The organism is Candidatus Goldiibacteriota bacterium HGW-Goldbacteria-1 (assembly GCA_002839855.1).
Lineage (GTDB): Bacteria > Oederibacteriota > PGYV01 > PGYV01 > PGYV01 > PGYV01.
Genome location: PGYV01000017.1, coordinates 1 through 25482 on the forward strand (window position 1 = coordinate 1; position 25482 = coordinate 25482).

At 46.1% G+C, this 25482-nt stretch carries 4 protein-coding genes and 1 pseudogene; 1 reads left to right on the top strand and 4 read right to left on the bottom strand.

Annotated elements, in window-relative coordinates:
* From CVV21_12635 to CVV21_12650, 4 genes are all read right to left on the bottom strand, one after another.
* Positions 1–13048: hypothetical protein (locus CVV21_12635; GenBank protein PKL90463.1), on the bottom strand; the 13048-nt coding region annotated here is incomplete at its 3' end.
* A 70-nt stretch (positions 13049–13118) separates the two neighbouring features.
* Complete coding sequence (locus CVV21_12640) at positions 13119–13322, bottom strand: DNA-binding protein (GenBank protein PKL90464.1); 204 nt, start codon at positions 13320–13322, stop codon at positions 13119–13121.
* 340 nt (positions 13323–13662) lie between these two features.
* Positions 13663–17751 carry a hypothetical protein gene (locus CVV21_12645; protein PKL90465.1) on the bottom strand — a complete coding sequence of 1363 codons (4089 nt, stop codon included), beginning with the start codon at positions 17749–17751 and terminating at the stop codon, positions 13663–13665.
* A gap of 22 nt (positions 17752–17773) precedes the next feature.
* On the bottom strand, positions 17774–18985 hold the full coding sequence (locus CVV21_12650; protein ID PKL90466.1) for a hypothetical protein: 1212 nt from the start codon (positions 18983–18985) through the stop codon (positions 17774–17776).
* 4576 nt (positions 18986–23561) lie between these two features.
* Between CVV21_12650 and CVV21_12655 the strand changes: the two are divergent.
* Positions 23562–23852, top strand: a pseudogene (locus CVV21_12655) (hypothetical protein).
* Positions 23853–25482 lie beyond the last annotated feature (1630 nt).

The following is a 25482-nucleotide window of genomic DNA, read 5'->3' on the forward strand; positions in this document are numbered from 1 at the left end:
CATCCAGTTCATACATCCTTACGTTATTCGCTGTTGCCTGTCCGTTGTTGGTTATTACCCCAACCACTGTTATCGGATAACCGGTGCCGGTTATTGCAGGTGCCGCAGTCAGGTTTACGCTTAACAAAGCCCCCGTCTGAACAGTTAATACATTGCTTGTCGTAATAAAACTTGAAACCGCAGCGCCTGAATTGCCATCGGAACCTGATGCGTTTCCGGAGAATGTTACCGTTCCCGCGCCCGCCGCACTGTATGTCCACTGATATACCTGTGATGTTCCGCCCGCTATTGACGCCGCTGCCGGTGCCGGTCCGTTTATTCTTATTGCTCCGCCTGTTCCCGCAAGTATCAACGAAGTAGGAGGTGTAACATTAACTGCCGGTGCATTGCCTGTATTTGAAACCACCATTGTTACAGTAAGCCACTGCCCTATATTTTTTGCCGCAGGTGTATATATAGACGAACTAAGCGCTGCAGGTGATTCAATGCTGATATAATTACTGTCTGAAGCTACAGAAGTTATTGTGGCTTTGCTGTATGTGGAATACCCGATAACTGATGTATTTACCGCAAGATTTCCTGCCGCTGTTGCCTGATATGTCCAGGTAAACCAGGCGTTAGCGCCGGATGCTATATTAATTGAAGCCGGTGCCGGACCTGTCAGATAATTAAAGTTGCCTGTTCCAATTTTAATAGGAGATAACGAAACAACTCCTTCCGCAAGGCTGCCGCCCGTATTAGTAACGTTAATCCTTACCGTTATTGTCTGCCCCACACTGACCGTGGAAGGAACAATAAAAATATCCTGTGCTAATGAAGCATCGGCAACAACCTGCAGCGAATTAGAAGAACCGGAAGTAATATCCGTACTTACTTCACCAAGGCTTCGTGCCAGATTCATTATTACATCTGTTCCTGTTGTGGCAGCGCTTCTATAAACCCATGTGAAACCGGCATAACCTCCGGCAGGAATATTTGCAGTTGAAGGATCCGGGCCTGACACATAAACACTGTCAAGAATTGGAACAATTGGGTCAGGAGTAGTTGCCGTTGCAGGTACCACACCTGTATTACTTACGCTCATTATAATTGAATACATCTGATTCTGATTGATAACCGCCGGGGTTACATTTATCCAGCTTAAAAGCACAGGAACATTAGGCTGAACCGTGACGTGATTACTTTCAGCCTGAGCTGCAGTCTGAACCATAAGGCCGCTGTTATTATCTGTTCCTGCCGCGTTTGCCGTGACATATAATGTTCCAATTGATGTCGGATTAAGAATCCAGGTGAAATATCCTGTGGAACCGCCGGTTATGGTTACGCTTACAGGTGATGGTCCGCCTGCAATTGTATAACCTGCAGTCCCTTCTACCGCAAAACCGGTAGGTGTAACTGCATTAGCTGTAGCCTGCCCGTTATTGGTGACTGCCATTATTACTGTGACCGTGAAACCTGTTGTTCCTACAGTTGACGGTGCTGCGGTAATAGACGCAGTAAGTGCAGCCGGCGACTGAATTGTTATTATAGGAGATGTAAGCAGTCCGCTTTGTTTTACAACTGAAGAATTTTCATCCGTTCCCTGCGCCCTTGTCGTAAGGCTTACAGTTCCCGGTGCGGTTGCCTGATATATCCACCTGAATTCCGCGGAAGAATTTCCGCCTATTGTCTGATTTACCGGGGTTGTATTAACCGTAAAAGTACCGGTGCCTGAAATTACCGGTGTTACTCCATTTACATTTAAAGCATCCGCCTGCCCGTTATTGGTGACTGTCATATCTACCGTAACCATCTGTCCAACACTTACCTGAAGCGGGTATGCCCTTAAGTTAGCCGCAAGATTTACAGCTGTTTCTATTATAACACCCTGCGAACCGGTGACTGACGAAGATACCGTTCCAAATGTGGAATCTGTGCCGGTTGCATTTCCACTGAAATATACCGTACCGCTTCCTGACGCAGAATATGTATATGTAAAGACCTGTGAAGCAAGGCTGTTAATTACAACATTTGCCGGTGATACAGGCAGTATAGATACCGCGCTTCCGTTTCCAAATACTGTAAGCGGATTTGCGTTTGTATTATTGCTTGCGGCGCCGCCGCTGTTTGTTACCGTCATGTGTACTGTTATAAGCTGCCCGACACTGACCGTTGCCGCGCTTACAGAAAGCTGCGAATCAAGCACAGCGCTGTCATTTACTTCCACTATATTGCTTGAAACTTTTGCCGAAGTTACTGTCCATCCCGCATTTCCATCCGTGCCTATTGCACTGGCGGAGAAAGAAACACTTCCGTTTCCGCTGCCAAGCTGATATACCCAGGTAAAGTAACTTACTAAACCGCCTGCAATATTTCTTGCAACAGGCGCCGGTATTGAAACAGAAGCTACCGTCCTTGCAAGACCGTCAACCACAACTTCAAGCGGCTGCGGAGTAACGCTTACATTCATTGCAATTGCAGCTCCCGCTTCATTAGAAACAGCCATTATAACAGTTACAAGTTCCCCTGTTTTCGCAGGGTCAGGTGCTGCTGTTATTACAGAAGTCAGTTTGGACGCTTTTTCTATTATAAGTCCGCGGACTGCGTTTGTGCTTGTAACAACTACACCGGAATTACTATCAGTGCCTGTTGCATTTCCGGAAAAATTCATGCTGCCTGTCCCAACTGCTGAATATGTCCAGGTATAGTAAGCCGAAGAATTGCCCGCTATAGTCTGCGGCCCGGGTAAAGGGCCGGAAACTTTAATACTGGAGCCGGTGCTGCCCGTAAGATTTAAAGCCGAAGGCGCAGTTACATTTACCGCTGCCGCGCTTCCGGTATTGCTTACATGCATCACAACAGTGTAAATCTGATATAGCGAAACTGTTGAAGGTAATATTAAACCCGCAGTTAATACAGACGGCGACTGAAGTACAACCTGTGAAGACGTTACCGGTACCGCGGTTTTTATAAGTCCGCTGTTTGAATCATTGCCCTGTACTTCACCGTAAAAACTTACAGTGCCTGTGTTGGATGTTGAATATCTCCACGTGTATGCGGCAGAAGCTCCGCCTGCAATATTTGCGGATGCAGGCAGCGGGCCTGATACAAGTGAAAGGCTGCTTGCGTCGCCTATAACCGTAATTAGCGGAACTGTATTATTAACAGCTGCTTCTCCCGAATTGTTAACATTCATTACAACCGTTATCTGCTGGCCAACACTTTTCGGCGAAACTATGGGCTGATAAGTTATTGAAAGTACCGGCTGGCTTTGTACCGTAACCGTATTACCGGAACCAATCGGGCTTGTTATTGCGCCCGTATAAACTGACGCATTAAACCAGACTTCACCGCTGCCGTCTGCGGAATAAGTCCATGTGAACTGTGCATAACCGCCGTTTGCCGGAATAACCGCTGATGACGGAACCGGCCCTGAGAGTAATATTACAGAAGCGGTGGAGCCCAAAGCCGCGTAAGCATCTGCGGATGTCGCAAGCGAATCCGCAAGGCCATTATTTGTAACACCGGCTACTACAGTTATTATCTGCCCTATAGTTACCTGAGCAGGTAATGATGTAACTGAAGGCATAGTTAAAAGCGGCTGCGGTGTCTGAACCACATTTGTTAATATATTTCCAGCAGCAGAAACCAAAGCTCCTGAATATTCATCAGTTCCATAAGCAAGACTTGTAAACTGAATCGTTCCGCTTCCCTGAACCGAATAAGTCCATACAAATAAAGTATTGGAAAGTCCGTCTATAACTGCATTCGCAGGAACAGGCCCTGTGATGATTGAAGCCGCCGCATCGCCCGCCACATTTACATATGAAAGGTTTGGCACAACATTAAGCGCCGCTGCCTGCCCGCTGTTTGTAACGCTCATTACAATTGTATAGATCGTACCATCATTTGCCACAACCTGCGGCCCGGAAACCTGCGCGGTTAAAACAGCCTCGCTATTAATTGTTACAGCCGCAGACGTAAGTAAAGAACTTTGTTTTACAAGCCCGCTGTTGATATCAACAGCCACAGCTCTGGAAGTAAAGTTAACAATTCCCGAAGAATTAGCAGAATAAGTCCATGTAAAGTGTGCCGTTGTGCCGCCGGAAATATTAACGGCATCGGGCGATGTAAGCAGTACAACTGAACCCGCGCCTGCAGTTGTCGGTGTAACACCAATTGCACCAACAGCTGTTGCCTGCCCGTTATTTGTAACAGACATTACAACCGTTATATACTGTCCGGTAGAAACAATTTCCGGGGATGCAGTGATAGTTGCGCCAAGGCTTACCGCATTCTGAATTGTAACAGCCGGGGAATTTGAAATGTTTGAATTAATCAATCCAAAAGTTGCGTCATTTCCCCTTGCGTTACCGCTGAAATAAACAGTACCCGCCTGAGTGGCGTTATATGTATAAGTGAAAAGCTGGCTTTGTGTGGAATTTAAAGTTACATTTGCAGGTACCGGCCCTGATGCAAGTGCTGCCGCGCCTGATCCGGAATTATAAACCGTAAGCGCGCTTGCGTTGACGGAATTACCGGTGGAACCGCCTTCATTTGTAACTGACATTATTATTGTAATTACCTGCCCGACGCTGACATCAGTGTCAGATATTATTATTTCGCTTGTAAGCACCGCGCTTGTCAGCACGCTGACATCATTGCTTTGAACCTGAGTTCCTGTAACAAGCCAGCCTGCGTTTGCGTCTGTTCCAATTGCGCGGCCGGTGAAACTTACTGTTCCCGTCTGCGTACCTGCGTTATATATCCAGGTGAAGTACTGCGTTGTGCCGCCTGCGACACTTTTGCTCACCGGAACAGGCGAACTTACAAATACCGGATTCACGGAACCTGTAAGAATAAGCCCAAGTACCTGAGGCGTAATACTTACATTGGAAGCAGTGGCGGCGCCTGTTTCATTTGTAACGGCCGCTATAACCGTAATCTGCGCGCCTGTTTTAGTGGTTGAAGGCGAAGCAGTTAAAGCCACTGACAGATTTACGTTTTTCTGAACATTTGTAACCGCAGACGCATCTGCGCTGGATTTTATAAGTCCGCTGTTGATATCAGTACCTGAAGCCCTGCCTGTAAAAGTAACGCTTCCTGTTCCTGTTGCCGAATAAGTCCATGTAAACCATGCCGCGCTGCCGCCGTTTATATTTTCAGATGCAGGAGCCGGCCCATTTACCCTTATAGCGGAACCGCTTCCAAATAACAAAAGCGTTGACGGAGTAATAGCAGAGCTGTCAGCGAACCCGGTATTGCTTACAAGCATCCTTACCGTAAATATCTGTCCCCGTGTTACAGTTGATGGAACCGCGATATAACTTACCAGTGTCACAGGTGTTTCTATTATTACTTCGGATGATATTACAGGAACAGCAGTTATTATTTCGCCTGAGTTTATATCAGACCCGGAAACCTGTCCGTAGAAATTAACCGTGCCGGTGCCGACTGTACTGTATACCCACGTGAACGAAGAAGACGCCCCGCCGGAAATACTTGCGCTTGAAGGTGATGGGTTTGATACTGTATTTATGCTGCTTGCGTCGCCTATTACTATAATAGAAGGAGAAGCTGAAGAAAGTGTTGCGCCGCCCGTATTTGCCACGTTCATCACAACAGTTATCTGCTGGCCTACGGATTTCGGAGAAACTACTGCATTAAAGGTAATTACAGCTGACGGTTTATTCTGGATGATTACGTTATTGCTTAAGGCAGATGCGCTGTCAAGCGGCCCGGTTGTACTGCTTGCGTATCCGTTGAATGATAAGGTTCCGGAAGCATCAGCGGAATATGTCCAGGTGAAAGATGCGTACCCGCCGTTGCCCGCGACATTTACAAGCGCAGGTGAAGGCGAAGTTAAAAGCGTGGCGCTGCCTGAATTGATACTTAAAACACCCTGCGTATCAGCGGCATCAGCAAGCCCGTTATTTGTAACACCAAGTACTACTGTAATTATCTGTCCCACACTTGCCTGAGCCGGAGCTGCGGAAATTACAGGTACTGTAAATAAAGGCGCCGGAGTTTGAACAACTACATTTATGAACGGCGCAGTTCCCGTAACTGTATTCGTACTGTTAAAATCTGTACCTGAAGCATAAGCGCTGAACTGAACTGTTCCGCTGCCCTGAGCTGTATAAGTCCATCTGAATACCTGTGCCGCACCGCCCGCAATTACCGCGTTTGCCGGTGATGCCGCAGAAAGCGCAACCACCGCGTCGCCCGAAACCGTAACCGCCGATATAACCGGCGCCACGTTAAGCGCAGAAGCCTGTCCCGCGTTTGTAACTGTTAACGATATGGTGTAAGTGGTGCCGTTATTCGATACCGAAGGCGCATTCCATAACGCAGCGTTAAGTACAGCTTTTGCCTGAACTGTAAGAGATTCTGAATCAGGAATATTTGAAAGAATGTTTACACCGGAATTTTCATCCTGTGCCGTAACCCTGCTTGTGAAAGAAGAAACTCCCGCGCTGTAAGCGGATAATGTCCATGTAAAATACGAAACAGCTCCGCCGGAAATTACAGCGGCAGCCGGAGTTGAAATTACGGCAAACGCCGCAGTACCCTTGACCCCGGGTGCTGAAGGAACTGCATTTACTGCGTCAGCCTGACCGTTATTTGAGACTGCCATGGTAAGCGTGAAGACCTGGCCTGTTGAAACGTAATCAGGAAGCCCCTGAAAATAAGATACAAGTACAGGTGCAGTTTCAACGGCTGCGGATGCGGTATTGGCAATACCGGTATAAATTATTTTCCCGCTGTTTACGTCAGTGCCTTTCGCACGCCCCTGGAAAGAAACGCTGCCCGCCGTCTGCGCGGTATATACCCATGTGAAAGAAGTTTGCTGTGTAGGCGCAAGAGTTGCCGATGCCGAAGGAGAACTTGTAAGTGTGAATGAAGCAGAACCTGAAATAGTCAGCGGCTGCGGATATACAAGATTAGCATCGCCGTCGCCGTTGTTCATTACATTCATAATAACCGTTATATTCTGCCCCGCGGATAAACTTAAAGGCGATGCCGTAAACGACATTATGTCAAGAACAGCTGCCGGAAGAATTTCAATACTTGACGAACCTGAGACTGCTGAACTTAAAGCCCTTGCGTCATTCGCGTCTGTTCCCGTAACATTCGCGCTAAATGCAACCGTTCCCGGTGAAGTGCCTGAATATGTCCAGGTAAATTTATAAGACGCGCCGCCTAAGAGACTTGTTATTATAAGCGGGCTTGGAACACCTGCAGCCAATGCAGTTCCATTGCCGGCAACTGCAATTGCGGACGGCGCCACATTTAACGCAGCTGCTCCGCCTGTATTTGTAACGCTTAAAACCACTGTAATTATTTCCCCTTCAGAAACTATCGCAGGGAAAGCCGAAACAGATGATGTCAGTGCAGCTTCGTATACTATTAGGACATTCTGGCTTGTCGCAGTTGATGAGTATTTTACCACGCCGGTATTATCTTCAGTTCCCTGCGCCCTTGCAGAAAAATATACTGTGCCGGTTCCGACCGCAGAGAAGGTCCACTGGAATGTTGCAGAAGCGCCTCCTGCTAAAACAACTGCCGCAGGAACAGAACCTGTCATAAGCGCCGAGCCGTTGCCAAGTACAGGCACAAGATTGGACGGGTTTGGCAGCACGTTTGAAGCTGTTGACTGCCCGTTGTTTGTTACTGTCATGGATACATTAAATGACTGCCCCACATTTACGGAAGCAGGCAGACCGTTAAATTGCGCGCTTAAATTCACGGGAGTTTGTATCTGACACGATGATGTGGTATTGTATGTGGAATTAACAACCGCTCCGGTATTTACCTCTGTTCCCGTTGCATAGCCGCTGAAAGAAACATTGCCTGATGCTGTCGGGCTGAATGTCCAGGTGAATGTGCCTATGGAATTGCCATTGATTATCTGTGACGCGGGAACCGGCCCTGTAACAAGTGTTACACTGCCGCCTCCAATTTTTACAAGCCAGTTGCCGCCCTGCTGCGGAGGGTTAACCCCGGACACTGCTGCCTGTCCGTTATTGGAAACCACCATTACAACTGTAAGTATCTGCCCCACATCCACAGACGCGGGCAATGTATTAAACTGCATGGTAAGATCTGCCACGCTCTGTATTATTACATTCTGCGAAGAAGCGTTTGTTATTGAACCCGTTCCATCTGTGGCTTCTGCTGATGAATTAAAATTAAGGGTGCCGGAACCGGAGCTGCTATATATCCAAGTCAATGCACCGCTTGCTCCCGGGGCAAGTACAATTCCCGCCGACGGCTGGGAAATAATCCCCACTGACGGCGCGCCGGAAATTACCGCAGGCGTCATTGAATACGTATTCACATTGCCGGTTATAAGCCCGTTATTTGTAATTGTCAGTATTACCGTAAGGCTCTGCCCCGCGCTTATGATATCTCTTGAAACAGAAATCGCGGATGAAAGCAGCGGTGAAGGCTGTAATATTTCAACCTGGTTTGAACCGCCCTGAGCGGATAATACTGTCACGCCCGTGTTGGCATCCGTTCCGCTTGCGGAACCGGTAAAATTAACCGTGCCAACTCCGGTTGCGGAATATGTAAACGTAAATACCCTGAAAGAATTTCCCGGAATGTTCTGCAATGCAGGCAGCGGCCCTGTAAGCCTAATACCTGAACCCGTCCCTGCTACAGTTATAATATCAACTGAATTTGTATTTACGTTATTTGCGGTTGACTGTCCTGTATTTGAAACAGTCATTAAAAGGGTTATTGTCTGCGAAGTAGCCACAATAGACGGCACGGCATTTAATGATACGCTTAAAGCCGAAGCTGACTGTATAGTAACAGTCGGGCTCTGCGCGTAATTGGAGTATTTTGTAACGCCGTCATTATTATCAACACCGCTTGCCCTGGCGCTGAATATTATGTTTCCTGCGGTGTTAGCCGTGTATACAAAAGTAAATGCCGCGGATGCCCCGCCGTTTATCGGCGCGGAAACCGGCGAAGATGATACCGATGCCGTGCCTGTCCCGACAGTATTTATAACCGGCAGCGCGTTTGTGACTCCCGCCTGGCCGTTATTTAAAACTGTGACCACAACCGTAATATTCTGCAGTGTGTTTACAGTTGCAGGCAGCGCAGTAACACTTGCTACAAGGTTTGAAGGTGTCTGTACTGTTATAAGGTTTGAAGTTGAAGCGTTGGTGCTTATGGAATCGCCGGAATTTTTATCCGTGCCGTTTGCCATGCTGCTGAACGAAATATTTCCTGCCGCATTTGCCGTGTATCGCCATGTGAAAGCCGCGCTGGCGCCCGCGGTGATGGTAAGCGCAGCCGGAGAAGGCCCTGAAATATAAGTACCGCCGGCAGTTCCTAAAATTCCCGGCGCTTCAGGCGTTATGTAATTTGCCTGGCCAAGCCCTGTATTTGTAATGTTTAATATTACCGTTATTTCCTGACCCACGTTTACTATTGAAGGTACCGCACTCATCTGCGCGGCTAAAATAGCGCGCGTTTCTATTATAAGGTTGTTTGAAACTACAGAGGCGGAGGCTATGTTTCCAAGGGAGTTGCCGTCCTGGCCAATTGCCCTGGCAGAAAAACTTACAGTTCCGGTTCCTACCGCTGAATAAGTCCATGTAAAGAATCCGGTTCCATTGCCTGCAATTGTCTGGCTGGCCGGCAGAGGTCCGGTTACATAAAGCGCGCCGCCGGTTCCAATAATTACCGGCTGTGAAGGGTTGGGCATTACATTTACCGCTGACGCCCCGCCTGTATTTGTAACGGTCATTATCACAGTAACAATTACATCAAGGTTTACCGCAGACGGCACAACATCAATTCTGGAACTTAATGCCGCTCCGCTTAATATATCGCTATATGCGGATGTAGTTACCGTACTTTGAATTAAAGAACCTGTCAGTGAATCAGTGCCTTCTACATTTCCTCTGAATGCCACGCTGCCGATGCCGTTTGCAGTGTATGTCCATTTAAATACAACTGTGGAATTGCCCGGAATTGTTGCGGACTGCGGAATTGGTCCCTGCGCGGTAGAAATAAGCCCGCTTCCTAATTTAGTTAAAGGCTGCGGGTTGGGTGTAACGTTAACCGCAGATGCCAGTCCTGTGTTTGTAACCACCATTGTCACAGTAAACATCTGGCCTGTGGAAACCACCACAGGGCTGATAAATATTGCCGACTGTATTGAAGCCGGCGTCATTATTAGGGTTGTATCGTGAGTGTATAAAGACGTAAGTGCAGCGCCGCTGTTTTCATCTGTTCCCTGCGCGTAGCCGGAGAATGAAACAGTACCGGTGGAAATTGCTGAATAAATCCATGTGAAGTTATATAAAGACCCACCGGAGATATCCGCAGAAGCCGGAGAAGGCGCTGAAATAAGCGTTACAAGCGAAGCATTCGGCGCGTCAAGCGTGGGCATAACACTTAAAGCTGCTGCCTGACCGCTGTTTGATATGGACATGATAACTGTTAAACTGTATCCCACTCCCGCTTCAGCCGGTATTGAAGTCATCTGCGATGAAATTGAAGCCGCGGACTGGGCAAGCATTGTTACATTATGGTACGCCGATGTGACATTCCACCCTGAATTAGCGTCAATAGCCGTTACACGTCCCGCAAGGTTAATGGAACCGGCGCCTGTTATTGAATAAGTCCAGGTAAATACTCCGCTGCTGCCGTTTGTAAGTATCTGGCTTCCCGGAACAGGGCCTGATAAAAGTGATAAAGCTCCGGCGCCCGTAATATTAAGCTGCGGAGCTACATTATTTGCAGTGGCTGACCCTGAATTTGTAACACTCAACATGACTGTTAAAACATTTCCCGTGGATGCTTTGTAAGATGATAGCGATATCTGCGAAACCGGAGCGGCAATTGTCTGAATTGTAAGCGAAGGCGAACTTGCAATATTTGAAACTATTGCTGTTCCATCGTTTGCGTCAGTTCCGGATGCGCGTGAAGTAAAAATTAAATTACCCGCGGCTGTTGCCGAATAAGTCCATGTAAATGTGGAATATGTACCGCCTGCTATAACCCTTGATGCGGGTGTCGGCCCCCACGACCAAACAGCTGCTCCCGTGCCGGACATTCCCAGAAGTTCAGGTACTGGTATCACCGTATTAGCTGATGCCTGTCCGTTATTGCTTATGCCCATTACCACTGTCACAATCTGGTTCTGTGTCACAACTGCCGGCAGTACAAACATTTCTGAAGCCAATGCCGGCCTTGTCTGAATAAGCGTGTCATCCCCGCTAGAAACTGACTGCTTTACCACAAGGCTGTTAACATCCGTCCCCTGCGCGTATCCGTTAAAAGACATATTCCCCGCCGCGGTCGCGGAATATGTCCATACAAAATCAGCAGAAGTTCCGCCGGTTAACGCCCCAATGCTTGCAGGCGATGGCCCGGAAATTAAAAGAACATTTCCCGCGCCTCCCGTTGAAAGCTGCGGAGTTACAACGTTAAGCGTTGCGCCGCCATTATTTGTTACACTTAACCTTACCGTAAAAACCTGATTTAAACTTACATTTGCCGGTGATATTACGCTTGAAATAATGTTTGCGGCATTCTGTATATTAACATTTGGAGTAAGTGTGATATTGGACTGTTCCGTAACACCCGAATACAAATTTATACCCGTTGCATAAGCACTGAATGCAACCGTTCCGGACGCAGCCGCGGAATAAGTCCATACAAAAGTATGCGAAACAGAACCTGCCATTGTAAATGTGGAAGGCGATGAAACAAGATTAAGAATTCCGCCGTTTATAAGCGTCATATTTCCGGCAACATTTTGCGCCGTGGTTTCGCCTGTATTTGTAACAGTCATGTAAACATCTATCTGCTGCCCCACGGAAACCTGGGTTGCGGACACATTTGTCTGCGCGGTAAGATTGGGCCTTGAATATACCGTGATTGTATTTGAATCTCTCTCCCTTGCTACATATAGTGTTGATGAACTTGCGCCTATACCCTGCGCGCTGCCCGTAAATCTTACAGTGCCGCTTGTCGTTGCCGAATATGTCCAGGTAAAGAAACCGTCCGCACCCGACGAGAGGCTTGTTATAGGAGTGGGCGACGCGAGAAGAGTTACAACTCCCGAAGCCACACCTGTAATACCAAGCGGCGAAGCTGTAATATCTGAAATATCTTCCGTGCTGTTATTGGTTACCCTTGCCACAATTGTAAGGTGCTGTCCAGTGCTGATTGTAATTGCGGAAGATGGCATAATACGCATATTATAAACAAGGTCTGTGGAATTAGCGGACAAAGTTGTAATGGAGGTTGCAGCAGACATCGCTGTGCTTGTAAGATATGCAGGCGCGCCATTTCCGCCGCCCCATGTGTAATTTACGGCTATCTTATAGTAATAAGTGGTGCTTGTGGTAAGCCCCGAGTCCGCGTAAGTTACAGCTGCACCGGCGCTCTGCGAAGCAGTTATTGGAAGCGCTTCAAATCCGCTGCCTGCCTGTGTACTTCTGTATATCGTATAGCCGGAAATTAAGCCGTCCGGATCGTTATTTAAGCCGGTCCATGTAAAGGTAACATTATCATAACCTATAACTTGAGCCGCAGGCGCAGGTATCTGCGCAAGAGCCATTTCAGCCATGTCTGTTTCGCTGTTGTTTATATCGGTTGCTGAAATGGACTTTTTGACAGCGCCAACATAAGAATTTCCGGTCCATCCAAACTGACCGTTTAATACCTGCAATAGAGTAACTATAACCTGCCCTTCTACAGGAGCGGTGGTCCAGTCAGTGGAACCAACATCAGAATAAGCATAAGCAGGATTTGTAATATCATTATAATATGCCGGAAAAATACGCGCCGGGTAAGTACCGTCAGGTCCGTTGTTCTGGTGGCCAATCTGCGCGTTTACGCCCACCCTAAAAGCGGATAATGAAGCAAAACTGTTTTCTGTGTCAGCCGTCCCCGTGGTGCCGTCAGCATTAAACACCTTTCCAAAAACAAAGTAAGGCGCAGCGTAAGCGCTAAATGCAGACAGACCTATCAGTATAAAAGCTGCTGCTAAAATTAACGCGCTCTTTTTTCCTGCTACTCTACGGCTACTTTCCATCAAGCCTCCGGAAAAAGTAGTTACGGGCGTTTTATATACCCGCTGTCTTCCTTATATATATGTCTGCTTATTATTTCTTTCCGCTTATAAAATTTTTTCTTGATTCTTCTATAAGCCACTTATCTATAAGGTCTTTTTTAAATCTCCAGAAAGATGCCACCCTAAACGCGGGTATCTGCCCTTCTTTTGATAATTTATAAATAGTCACAGGTTTCATTTTAAGGTATTTCGCAACCTCTTTAACTGTCATTATCTCCGGATACTCTTCTGGCATGCAAGCTCCTGTAGTACCTTTTAGTTCTTTATACTATGTTCAAGTATGTTAAAACAAATACACAGAGAAAGAGCCTCTTCGCTTATAATTATAACTTATGTAACTTTTTTGTCAATAGAATTCTAAAAAAACTTTTTCCCACCCGCCTAAAAGCCATTATTTATAAGCATTTTAGCAACTTTGTATGTAAAGGATTAACAAAAAAATTTATCCACAATTCTATCAGGTTATCCACATTTTCAGTTATTTTCGTAATTATTTTCTTTTTTCAAGAATTAATTTAATTACAAATAATAAGCGCCTTAAAGTGTATTAAAAAGTTGCTTTTGGGGTTAAAATTTTATGGTACAGGCGTTAATGCCAATTTAGGAGTCCACGTGAATGATGCAGAGTTCCCGCTTGCGTAAATATTTACCGCTTCTCCGGGTAAGATATTAAAGTCTGTTCCAAGCCCCCACTGCGCAAGCCCTGCGCTGTACGCAAAAACAATATATGACTGCGATGCCGCATTCCACTTTGCTATTTTATTTATTTTCTGATTTGTACCCGCGCCGGTTCCTCCTTCTATGTCGCGCACAATGTCAGACGCCTTTCCATAATTTGCAGAGTACGGAAGCATGCGTTTATTAGCGTTGGCTATTACACTATTGTGATGAAAAATTAAAGACGCTGACACTTCATTGAATACCTGCGTCCAGGTAAATGCGGACACAGCGTGCATGTAAATTGCATTACTTGAAGCGGTGCCTGCATCCACGTTGAAATTCGTGCCCAGGCTCCATGTCCCGAATTTATTGGAAAAAGGCACAAAAGACTGCGTATACGGGTTCCACGTTGCCACCATATCTATTTTATTAGCCGTATATGTGTTGCCTTCCACTGCCGCCACAATATCAAGCGCTTTAATGTAAGCTGTGCTGTACGGCATTGACATCCTGTATGTATTGGTGTAACCTGCCGCGTAATCAAAACTAACATTTACCTTTCCACCCGCGTTTGCAGGCGCGCTTTCACCGGCACCATTTACCGCTGACACAGCGTAAAAACTGTAATCATTATTATCCGAAAAAACATAGCCGCTTGTTCCCGGCGTCGGGATTACTGTTGCAATCACAGTCCATCCTGAAGATATGCTGTATAATTTACCGGCAGCACCGGTTGCGTTATAAACTTTATAATAATCCACGTTTGCCGCCGTACTCCATTGAAGCGAAATATTTTCTCCGTTAAGTACGGCGCTTATTCCGGACGCTGTAACCGGTGTTGAATCCGGTGTTGATGTATAAGTCATTGTCACTGTCGGAGTTATAGTAGCTGTGGCAAGCGCAACAATAACTGACGGCGGAAACGCAATAGGATTTGTATTGGTCCCGCTTGGCTGTGAATGTATTGCAAATTCAGCGGTTCCTGTGCCGGGCTGCGCGGTTACTCCTGAATTTGACGCTTTATTACCGTATGTAATATACACTTTGTTTCCCGCCTGCAGACCCTGTACAAAAAGCCTGATTTCATTGCCTAATATTAAATAACCGGTCACACTTCCTGACTGCACACTCCAGGTAGTATAGCCGTTTACTGATGGATTATCCCCGGGCAGTGTCCATCCCGCCGGAATAAATATTTTTAAAGTTCCATATCCCGGCGACGAAGCCCAGTTTGTTGTTCCCGCTGTATATTCTATTAACATGGTATTTCCCGTACCGCCAGCCATTACAGTTGACGGCGATACTAAAGCAGAACCTTCACCAATTGCCGGAGTGTTTGTCTGCGTTACTGTCATTGTTGCCGTATGTGTACCGGTTACAGTTGACGTTACAGTAATTGTCGGTGTACTTGTGGAAGTTAAAGTAATTGTTGCCGTGGCAGTTGCCGGTATAACATTCACCTGCGGCTGCACGGATATGGGATATGTGACGGCTCCGGAATAACTGCTCTGCACAGTAAATACAGCTGTACCTTCCGAAACCTGAGAAACCGCTCCCGGAATCCCTGCGCCATAAGTTACTGTTACCTGTCCGGTAACAGAATTTAGCGCGGAACAATAAATGGTAATTATCTGTCCGCTTCTTGACGTGCCCGCGAAAGTTCCGCCGGAAACGCTTACTGTATAATAACCCGGCTGTCCCGAAGTCAGGCTTGGTGCAGACCAGCCTGTTGGTATAGTTATTCTTAGCGTTCCGTTTGTCCATGATGTGGCGCCTGCAGTATAAGTAATAATCATTGTATTTCCGGATGTACCTGCCGCAACAGTAAGCGGCGAGATTAAAGCAGAACCTTCCCCTTCGGGCGTTAAAACAATGGTTGCCGTCACAGTGATTGTACTTGTTTCCGTTATTGTAGCAGATACTGTTTCCGTAACAGTTCCTGTACTTGTCTGTGTAATTGTTTCAGTATCCATTATAATTGTAACCGTTTCAGTAACAGTTTGCGTCACAGTAGTTGTAGCAGACTGTGTCTGCGTCTCAGTTATAGTTTGCGTCCCGGTTTCAGTCACAGACGGAGTACTTGTCTCTGTTACGGTCTGTGTTGAGGTCTCTGTGTTTGTCTGTGTGTTTGTTGCAGTCAGTATTTCTAATGTCGGGGTTTCCGTCACAGTCTGTGTCGCGGTCTCCGTCACAGTAACTGTCACAGACTGTGTCTGCGTCTCAGTTATAGTTTGCGTCCCGGTTTCAGTTACAGACGGAGTACTTGTCTCTGTTACGGTCTGTGTTGAGGTCTGTGTTGAGGTCTCTGTGTTCGTCTGTGTATTTGTTGCAGTCAGTATTTCTAATGTCGGGGTTTCCGTCACAGTCTGTGTTGCGGTCTCAGTCACTGTTTCCGTTACAGATGGAGTATTTGTCTCTGTTACGGTCTGTGTTGCTGTTTCCGTATTTGTCTGTGTATTTGTCGCAGTCAGTATTTCTAATGTCGAGGTTTCTGTCACAGTCTGTGTTGCGGTTTCTGTCACAGTAGTTGTAACCGATTCTGTATTCGTCTCTGTTATAGTTTTTGTCGCCGTTTCTGTTATAGATGACGTATTTGTTTCTGTTACTGTTTCAGTAGCGGTTTCTGTAGTAGTCTGAGTATTTGTCACAGTAAATATTTCTTCAGTGGCGGTTTCTGTTATGGTCTGTGTTTCAGTTTCTGTAACCGTTTCCGTTACAGTTTCAGTCTGTGTTTCTGTTATTGTTTCCGTCCCGGTTTGCGTTACAGACGCAGTACTTGTCTCTGTTACAGTCTGTGTTGAGGTTTCCGTGTTTGTCTGAGTATTTGTCATAGTGAATATTTCTTCAGTGGCGGTTTCTGTTGTGGTCTGTGTTGCGGTTTGCGTCACAGTGGTTGTCACAGACTCTGTCTGCGTCTCTGTTATTGTTTCAGTACCTGTCTCCGTTATAGACAAGGTGCTTGTTTCTGTTACGGTCTGCGTTGAGGTTTCTGTGATTGTCTGTGTATTTGTCGCAGTTAATATTTCTTCAGTGGCGGTTTCTGTTATGGTCTGTGTTGCGGTTTGCGTCACAGTGGTTGTCACAGACTCTGTCTGAGTCTCTGTTATTGTTTCCGTTCCAGTTTCAGTTACAGACGCAGTACTTGTCTCTGTTACAGTCTCTGTTTCTGTTTCCGTTTCTGTAACTGTTTCCGTTACAGACGCAGTACTTGTCTGTGTTGCCGTTTCTGTAACTGTCTCTGTTACAGACGAAGTGCTCGTTTCTGTTGCCGTTTCTGTAAATGTCTCTGTTACAGACGAAGTACTTGTTTCTGTTGCCGTTTCTGTAACTGTTTCTGTTACAGATGCAGTACTTGTCTCTGTTTCCGTTTCAGTCACTGTCTGCGTTACAGTTCCCGTCACAGTGTCCGTAACAGTTTCAGTCTGTGTTTCTGTTATTGTTTCCGTCCCAGTCTCTGTTACAGAGGGAGTATTTGTTTCTGTTATGGTTTCCGTTTCAGTTTCTGTAACAGTCAGCGTGGCGGTAGCATCCATAACCTGAACTTCCGGCTGAGTAGCTATAGGTGTCACAGCACTGCCAACAGGATCTGTTTCTACTGTAAATATTGCTGCCCCTGTTGACGCCTGTGATGCGGCTCCCTGTGTGCTTGCCCCATATATAAGAGTTATAGTTCCGTCGCTATTTAACGATGTAACAGGAATTGTGATTTCCTGAAGGGATACAGTATCAACACCAAGTGTCCCGCCGCTGACTGACAGGGTATAATACCCGTCATCAGTCGATGTCACACTTGGGGCTGACCAGCCTGCCGGAATAGTAACGCGCAACTGCCCGTTTGTCCACGCTGTGCCATTGGCATTAAATATAATTGTCATAGTATTGCCCGGCGAATTGGGAGCGGCAGTAAGCGGGGAAATTAATGCAGTACCTTCCCCGGCAGCTTTCAACTGTACAGATAGCATGGCAATAAAAATATAAATAAAAACCAGCAATTTCTTTTTCAAAACGCCTCCGCTAACCTTTTATTTATTTAACTATAACAAATTTTCTTTTTGGCAGAGTAATTTTCCTGTCTGTGTAATTCAGGGTTACTCTTATTAAATATAACCCCGGTGATAATTCTTTCAGCGCCAGCTCTTCAACATTAGCGCCTTTTTCCGCCTTTAAAGTAAATTTTTGTACCGCTTCCCCATTAATATTATACAGATAGATTGACGCTACGCAATCATTATCAGCCGCAAATCCTATTTTTATTGTATTTTCTGTCACGGGGTTTGTGAAAACAATTAAACGTTCTTTTATTATATTTTCATACAATACATCCTCTTTTTCCGCTTCAGCTGTGACTGTTATAGTAGGTGTTGCAGTAATTTCCGCAGTCATCGTTATAGTCATTGTAGGCGTTATTGTCTCTGTCACGGTATATGAAACTGTCTGCGTGGCGGTTAAAGTTACAGTAGGGCTTAATTCCGGTATTAAAACAGAGCTGCTTGAAGCAGATTTAACCGCGGTCTCATAATCCGCAGGCACGCTTCCGCCGCCGCCCCAGGTAAACCTGACAGAAACCATGTAGCTATAACTCTTGCCTGGCAGAATTCCCGTATCTGTATAATTAATTTCCGCTCCTGCTGACTGCGGTACATCCGCTGTTTTTTCAACAATTCCGTCTGTTTCATTATGCCTATAGATTCCATATCCCGTAACATCCCGGTATGCAAGCCCTGTCCATTTTATTGAAACGCCGCCATTATCTGAAGACACTATCATCGGCGGTTCCACTTCAACAAGCACTACGTCATTAAGCTCTGTCGTGCTCCCGGGCATATCAGCCGGTTCAATTTCCGTAAGAGACGTGCCAACAAATGTCCCGCCATTCCAGCCATTCACGCCGTTCATTACCTGAAAAACCGCGCGTACTTTCTGAGGCGGATTTACAGTATCCAGCCAGTCAGTTGAACCGACATCCGTAAAACAATAAGCGGGGGTATTTATATTATTATGTCCTGCCGGATATATTTTTTCAGGATATGCCGCGTCAGGCCCGTTATTCTGCCTTCCAATCTGCCCTGAAATACCTTCCCTGAAAAGCGCGACTGACGCAAAGGTATTTTCGGTATTCGCATTGCCCGAATTACCGGAAGCGTCATAAAGCCTTCCGTAAATAAAATACGCCTGTCCAAAAGCGCTTTGAAACAGCGCGGTAAATAACAATGCCATAAAGACCTGTTTTATTCTCATTTTATTACCTCCTAAATCTTTACCTCATTTTTTATTTAAAACCTTTTATGGTACAGGCTGTGCAACAAGCGCAGGCTGCCATGTAAAACTTGGCGTATTGCCGCTGGGGTAAATATTTATTGAATCCCCCGGCTTAATATCAAAATTTGTTCCAAGCCACGTTCCAAGCCCCGTATTGTATCCGTATATGTAATATGACTGCGATACGGGATTCCACAGCCCTATCTTGTTTATTTTCAAATTTGAACCTGCTCCTGTACCGCCTTCTATATCACTTACTATATCAGATGCCCTTGAATATGATGATGTATAAGGCAGCATCCTCTTGTTAGCGTTAGCAACAGAAGTATTATAATAGAACGCCAGCGACGCATTGCTGTCAGTTCCGGCTATTATCCAATCAAAATCAGCAATTGCATGCAGATAGAAAGCATTTGATGACAGTGATGAAGCATCCTCGTTCCAGTTTGTCCCTATCCAGGTTCCGGCAAACGATTTGTAGCTGTAAGGCACAAATGACTGCGTGTTTGGATTCCATAGTGATATATTATCAACCTTAACAGGCGCAGCTGATATATTACCTTCAATTTCGGTAATTATATCCGATGCTGTCGTGTAATTATTTACATATGGCAGGCCTATCCTATAAGTGTTTTTCTCACCCGCCGTATATTTAAAGCGAAGGACGGCTTTTACTCCCATAGACGATTTATTGCTTTCTCCCGCGCCGTTTACAGCGGTAACAAAATAATAAGTATATGTGTTACCTGTTGCATCAGCATAAGAATAGGAAGTGTATGACGGAGTCGGCAGAACAGTCGCAATTATGTTCCAGCCTGCAGGGAAAGCATTAAACTTACCCTTTACTCCGGTCGCCTGATAGACCGTATAATAATCCGTGTAATCCGATGTGTTCCACTTTAATTCCGTGACCGCCCCATTCTGGGAAACAGCAAGGTTAAAAGGCGCCCCCGGAGTACGGTCCGGCGTCGCTGTCATCGTAATGGTCGGCGTTATGGTCTCTGTTGATGTTTCCGTTACAGTTTCAGTACATGACTCTGTCATTGAAGGCGTTGTTGTTTCAGTAACCGTTTCCGTGACAGTTTCAGTTACAGTTTCTGTGTTAGTAAGCGTAACGGTGGATGTCGCAGTTGGCATTAAAACCTCTACCTGCGGCTGAACCGCTATGTCAAAAACCATTTCACCGGAGATTGCGGATGCAACATAGAAAATAGCTGTCTCTGGCAGTCCCGGCGTTATTCCATTTCCGCCGCCGCTTGTATCTCCGTAGGTAATTACAATATTCTGCCCTGCTGCCAGGTCAGAAACGTAAATTATTATTTCGTTTCCGTTAACCATTCTGCCTGCAATAGCGCCGTCTGTTGTAACAGTAACATAACCGTCATCACCCGATGCCATACTTGGCGCTGTCCATCCCGCCGGCACTGTAATTCTTAACGTCCCGTAATCCGGAGAAACCGCCCAGTCGCTTGCCCCCGCAGAATAAGTTATTATCATCGTATTGCCGCTGATTCCGGAAGCAACAGTAAGCGGTACAATAGACGCCGTACCTTCCCCTGTAACCGGCGTATTGGTCGGGGTTATTGTCTCTGTTATAGTCTCTGTTGCGGTGGCAGTAACAGTAAGCGTCGGAAGCACTACATCTACATAAGGAGATGAAGCTATTTCCATAGGCGCTACACCTTCATAATTTGAACTTTCCACCAGGAATACTGCCATTCCTGCGCCCGGCTGGCTTACCGCGCCTGTTCCGCCCTGGCTGACATCGCCATAAGTTACAGTTATCTGTCCCACATCCGCCGCAAGGCCTGATACATTTATTGTTATTACCTGTCCCGCGACAAAGAAACCTTCAAGTGTGCCTCCCGTTACATTGACAGAGAAGTATCCTGGGTCAGTTCCGCTGAAGCTTGGCGCCGACCATCCATCCGGAATTGTAATCCTTAACGTTCCGTATCCCGGCGAAGTTTCCCAATCATTGGCTCCGGAAGTATAAACAATGTCAATTGTATTTCCAGCCACTCCCGCCGCCGCAACAGCTGGCGAAACAGAAGCCGTCCCTTGTCCCGCAACCGGGGTGTTTGTGGGTGTCACAGTAGGAGTATTCGTTTCGGTAATAGTCTGCGTTATTGTCTCCGTAACAGTCTGCGTGTCTGTCTGTGTGACAGTTTCAGTTACAGTTAATGTTACAGTCTCGGTTGCTGTCTCAGTTGCCGTTTCTGTAATTGTCTTCGTCCCTGTTTCGGTCACTGTTTCCGTTGCAGTTTGTGTTGTTGTTTCCGTAATAGTTTCCGTAACAGTCTGAGTATTCGTACCTGTTATAGTGCCGGAGGCAGTTTCGGTTATAGTTTGCGTGACCGTTTCAGTTGCAGTTTGCGTTGCCGTAGGTGTGTTTGTTTCTGTATTCGTCTGCGTTTGTGTTTCAGTGACAGTTTCCGTTATGGTTTCTGTTACAGTTTGTGTGGCCGTTTCAGTTATGGTCTCTGTAACAGTTTCCGTTGCCGTTTCAGTTATAGTCTCTGTCACAGTTTCCGTTATTGTCTCTGTTATTGTCTCAGTAACTGTTTCTGTATTTGTTTCCGTTATGGTTTCTGTCATTGTCTGCGTTACCGTCTCAGTAATAGTCTCTGTTGCAGTTTGTGTAATAGTTTCTGTGACGGTCTCTGTAACCGTTTCAGTCACAGTCTCTGTCATAGTCTCAGTTACAGTCTCCGAAACAGTTTCCGTCACAGTTTCAGTCGCCGTTTCTGTTACTGTCTTTGTAGCAATTTCTGTTACGGTCTGCGTTGCAGTTTCCGTTATCGTTTCTGTTACTGTTTCAGTTGCCGTTTCCGTAATTGTTTCCGTAATTGTTTCTGTTGTAGTTTCCGTTGCAGTTTCAGTCGCCGTTTCAGTCACGGTTTCCGTAATAGTTTCTGTGACCGTTTCGGTTGCCGTTTCTGTTATCGTCTCTGTTGTCGTTTCAGTTGCCGTTTCTGTCACAGTTTCTGTCATTGATTCAGTTACCGTTTCAGTTGCCGTTTCTGTTATTGTTTCCGTCTGTGTTTCTGTCACAGTCTGCGTCGCAGTTTCAGTTACTGTTTCTGTTGTTGTGCCTGTGGATGTCTCCGTTGCCGTTTCAGTAACAGTTTCAGTTATTGTTTGTGTCGCGGTTTCTGTAACTGTTTCCGTTATCGTTTCCGTGACCGTTTCGGTTGCCGTTTCTGTTATCGTTTCGGTAACAGTTTCCGTTGAAGTTTCAGTGATGGTTTCAGTAATGGAAGCGGTGGCAGTGGGTGTTGATGTTTCAGTTATAGTGGAGGTTATAGTTGAAGTAGGAGTAGGATCTATAACAGTAACATACGGCGAATCCTGTATTTCCGCGACAGGTACTGAATCTTCATTTGTAATATCCACTTTTGTTATGAATACAGGCGTACCGGAAGTACCCTGTGCCACAGCGCCCGGCCCAAATGCAAGGTCTCCGTATTTAATAATTATCTGTCCTGTTCCTGCCGCAAGCCCGCGCACCCTTACCCTTATTGTACGGCCGTCAGCTTCAATACCGCGGGAGAATAATGTCCCGCCCGTAACTGATACGGAGAAATATCCCGGCTGTCCAAGCGTAATGCTTGGCGCTGACCAGCCGTCAGGAATTGTGACGTTTAAAGTTCCATAATATGTACCTGATGCCCATGTCATTCCTCCGGCATTGTATGTTATTGTCAATTGATTGCCGATGCTTCCTGCTGTTATTGTTGAAGGTGCGATAGAAGCAGTGCCGTCGCCGATTATAGGCGTGTTAGTCGCGGTTACAGTCGGCGTAGGTGCAATAATTGTAACTTCAGGATTAATCTGAATACCGTTGGCCTCAATGCTGTTGGGGCTCATCTCTAACATAAACAACTGCGTGCCAACTGCGGAAGAAGCTGTGGCGCCCGGCCCGAATGACATATCCCCGTACGTAACAATAATTTCGCCTGTATTTGCGGGAAGCCCGCTTACTTCCATGACCATTGTCATTCCGTCTATATCAACATATGTGGATGTAAGGGTTCCACCGTGAACATCAACAGAAAAATATCCGGCAGCATTCGGGTCAAACGCGTCAGGCGGTGACCAGCCGTCAGGTACTTTTATTTTCAGTATACCGTCAGTCCAGTCAGAAATACCGGCAGTATATGTGATTATCATTATATTGCCCGTGGAACCGCCCGTGACAGTTGCCGGAGAAATAGACGCTGTGCCTTCACCTATTGCTATTGTATGCGTCGGGGTTATTGTAGTTGTGGCTGTCTCTGTAATTGTTTCCGTTACCGTCTGCGTTACTGTAGTTGTCCCTGAAGGTGTTGCCGTAGAGGTGGAAGTTACTGAAGAAGTCGCCGTAGGCGTGGAAGTTTCCGTGACAGTCTGCGTAACCGTAGGCGTAGAAGTTTCGGTCACTGTCTGAGTATTGGTGGCAGTATCTTTTGATGTTTCGGTAATTGTAGGCGTCGGCGAATTGGTATGCGATTCAGTAACTGTCGCGGTTACAGTTTCTGTTACAGTTTCCGTCATTGTGGGTGTAATTGTTTTCGTGGCTGTTTCCGTAGCCGTCTGCGTTACAGTACCGGTTACAGTCTGCGTTGTCGTTTCAGTATTCGTTCCCGTAACTGTTTTAGTAACTGTTTCCGTATTTGTCTGCGTAATTGTCGGCGTCGATGTTTCTGTTGCAGTCTGCGTATTAGTTCCGGTAACAGTCGGCGTTGAAGTTTCGGTTATAGTTTCAGTCTGTGTCTGCGTTGCAGTTTCCGTACCCGTTCCGGTTATGGTGGCAGTAACAGTCTGCGTCACAGTCTCGGTTATAGTTCCGGTAATAGTCGCAGTTGAAGTCTCCGTCACCGTCTCTGTATTTGTCTCCGTCATAGATGGCGTTGAAGTTTCGGTTACTGTTTCAGTAATGGTCTGTGTTGCCGTCTCCGTTGCCGTTTCTGTAATTGTTTCAGTTGCCGTTTCGGTCACTGTCTCTGTAATGGTACCTGTTATCGTTTCCGTTACTGTTTCTGTTGCCGTTTCTGTTGCCGTCTGTGTTATTGTTTCCGTAGCTGTTTCAGTAACAGTTTCTGTTATTGTTTCTGTTGTTGTTTCTGTGACGGTTTCTGTTGCTGTTTCCGTCTGCGTCTGCGTCACGGTCTGTGTCACAGTTTCCGTCACTGTTTCCGTCACTGTTTCCGTTACTGTCTTTGTAACCGTTCCTGTTATTGTTTCTGTAGCTGTTTCAGTGGCAGTCTGTGTTATCGTCTCTGTTATTGTCCGTGTAGCAGTCTCTGTTATAGTTTCCGTCTGCGTCTGCGTCATTGTCTGTGTCTGCGTTTGTGTTATGGTTTCTGTTGTCGTCTCAGTCACTGTTTCCGTAGCAGTCTCTGTTATTGTCTCTGTAACTGTTTCAGTGGCAGTCTTTGTTATAGTCTCTGTTATTGTCGCTGTCACAGTCTCTGTTATTGTTTCCGTCTGTGTCTGTGTTACAGTCTGCGTCTGGGTTTGTGTTATGGTTTCCGTCACTGTTTCTGTTACTGTCTCTGTAGCGGTTTCTGTAATTGTTTCAGTAACTGTTCCGGTAGCGGTTTCCGTTACTGTTTCGGTCTGTGTTTCAGTTACTGTTTCTGTAACTGTCTCTGTCATTGTTTCCGTTATCGTAGGCGTTGTTGTCTCTGTATTTGTTCCGGTTATTGTGGGTGTTACAGTAACTGTATCCAAAGGTGTATTTGTCGGCGTGGATGTTTCTGTCACAGTTTCTGTCTGCGTACCTGTAACCGTCTCTGTTGCAGTTTCAGTTACCGTCTCTGTCATCGTGCCGGTCACTGTTTCAGTGGCAGTTTTCGTTACAGTCCCGGTTACAGTTTCAGTCGCAGTCTCTGTTATTGTTTCCGTCACAGTTCCGGTAACTGTCTCTGTAACTGTTTCAGTGGCGGTCTCTGTAATCGTTTCCGTTACCGTTTCAGTTGCCGTTTCGGTTATCGTTTCTGTCATTGTTTCTGTCACGGTTTCTGTATGAGTTTCTGTTATCGTCTCAGTAACAGTCTGCGTAACCGTTTCAGTTGCGGTCTGTGTAACCGTCTCTGTTACTGTCTCTGTCACCGTTCCGGTTATCGTTTCTGTAATTGTTTCTGTCTGAGTTTCAGTAATAGTTTCAGTTTGTGTTTCAGTAATAGTTTCAGTTACTGTTTCTGTGATGGTCTCCGTCATCGTCTCCGTAACGGTTTCAGTTGCGGTTTCTGTAATAGTCTCAGTTACTGTCTCGGTCGCAGTTTCTGTTATTGTCTCTGTCACTGTTTCCGTTACAGTTTCCGTCTGTGTTTCTGTTACTGTCTCTGTTGTTGTTTCTGTTACTGTTTCAGTTGCAGTCTTTGTTATCGTCTCCGTTACCGTTTCTGTGACCGTTTCTGTTATTGTCTCTGTTGTTGTTTCTGTAACTGTTTCTGTGGCGGTTTCCGTTATTGTCTCTGTTACTGTTTCCG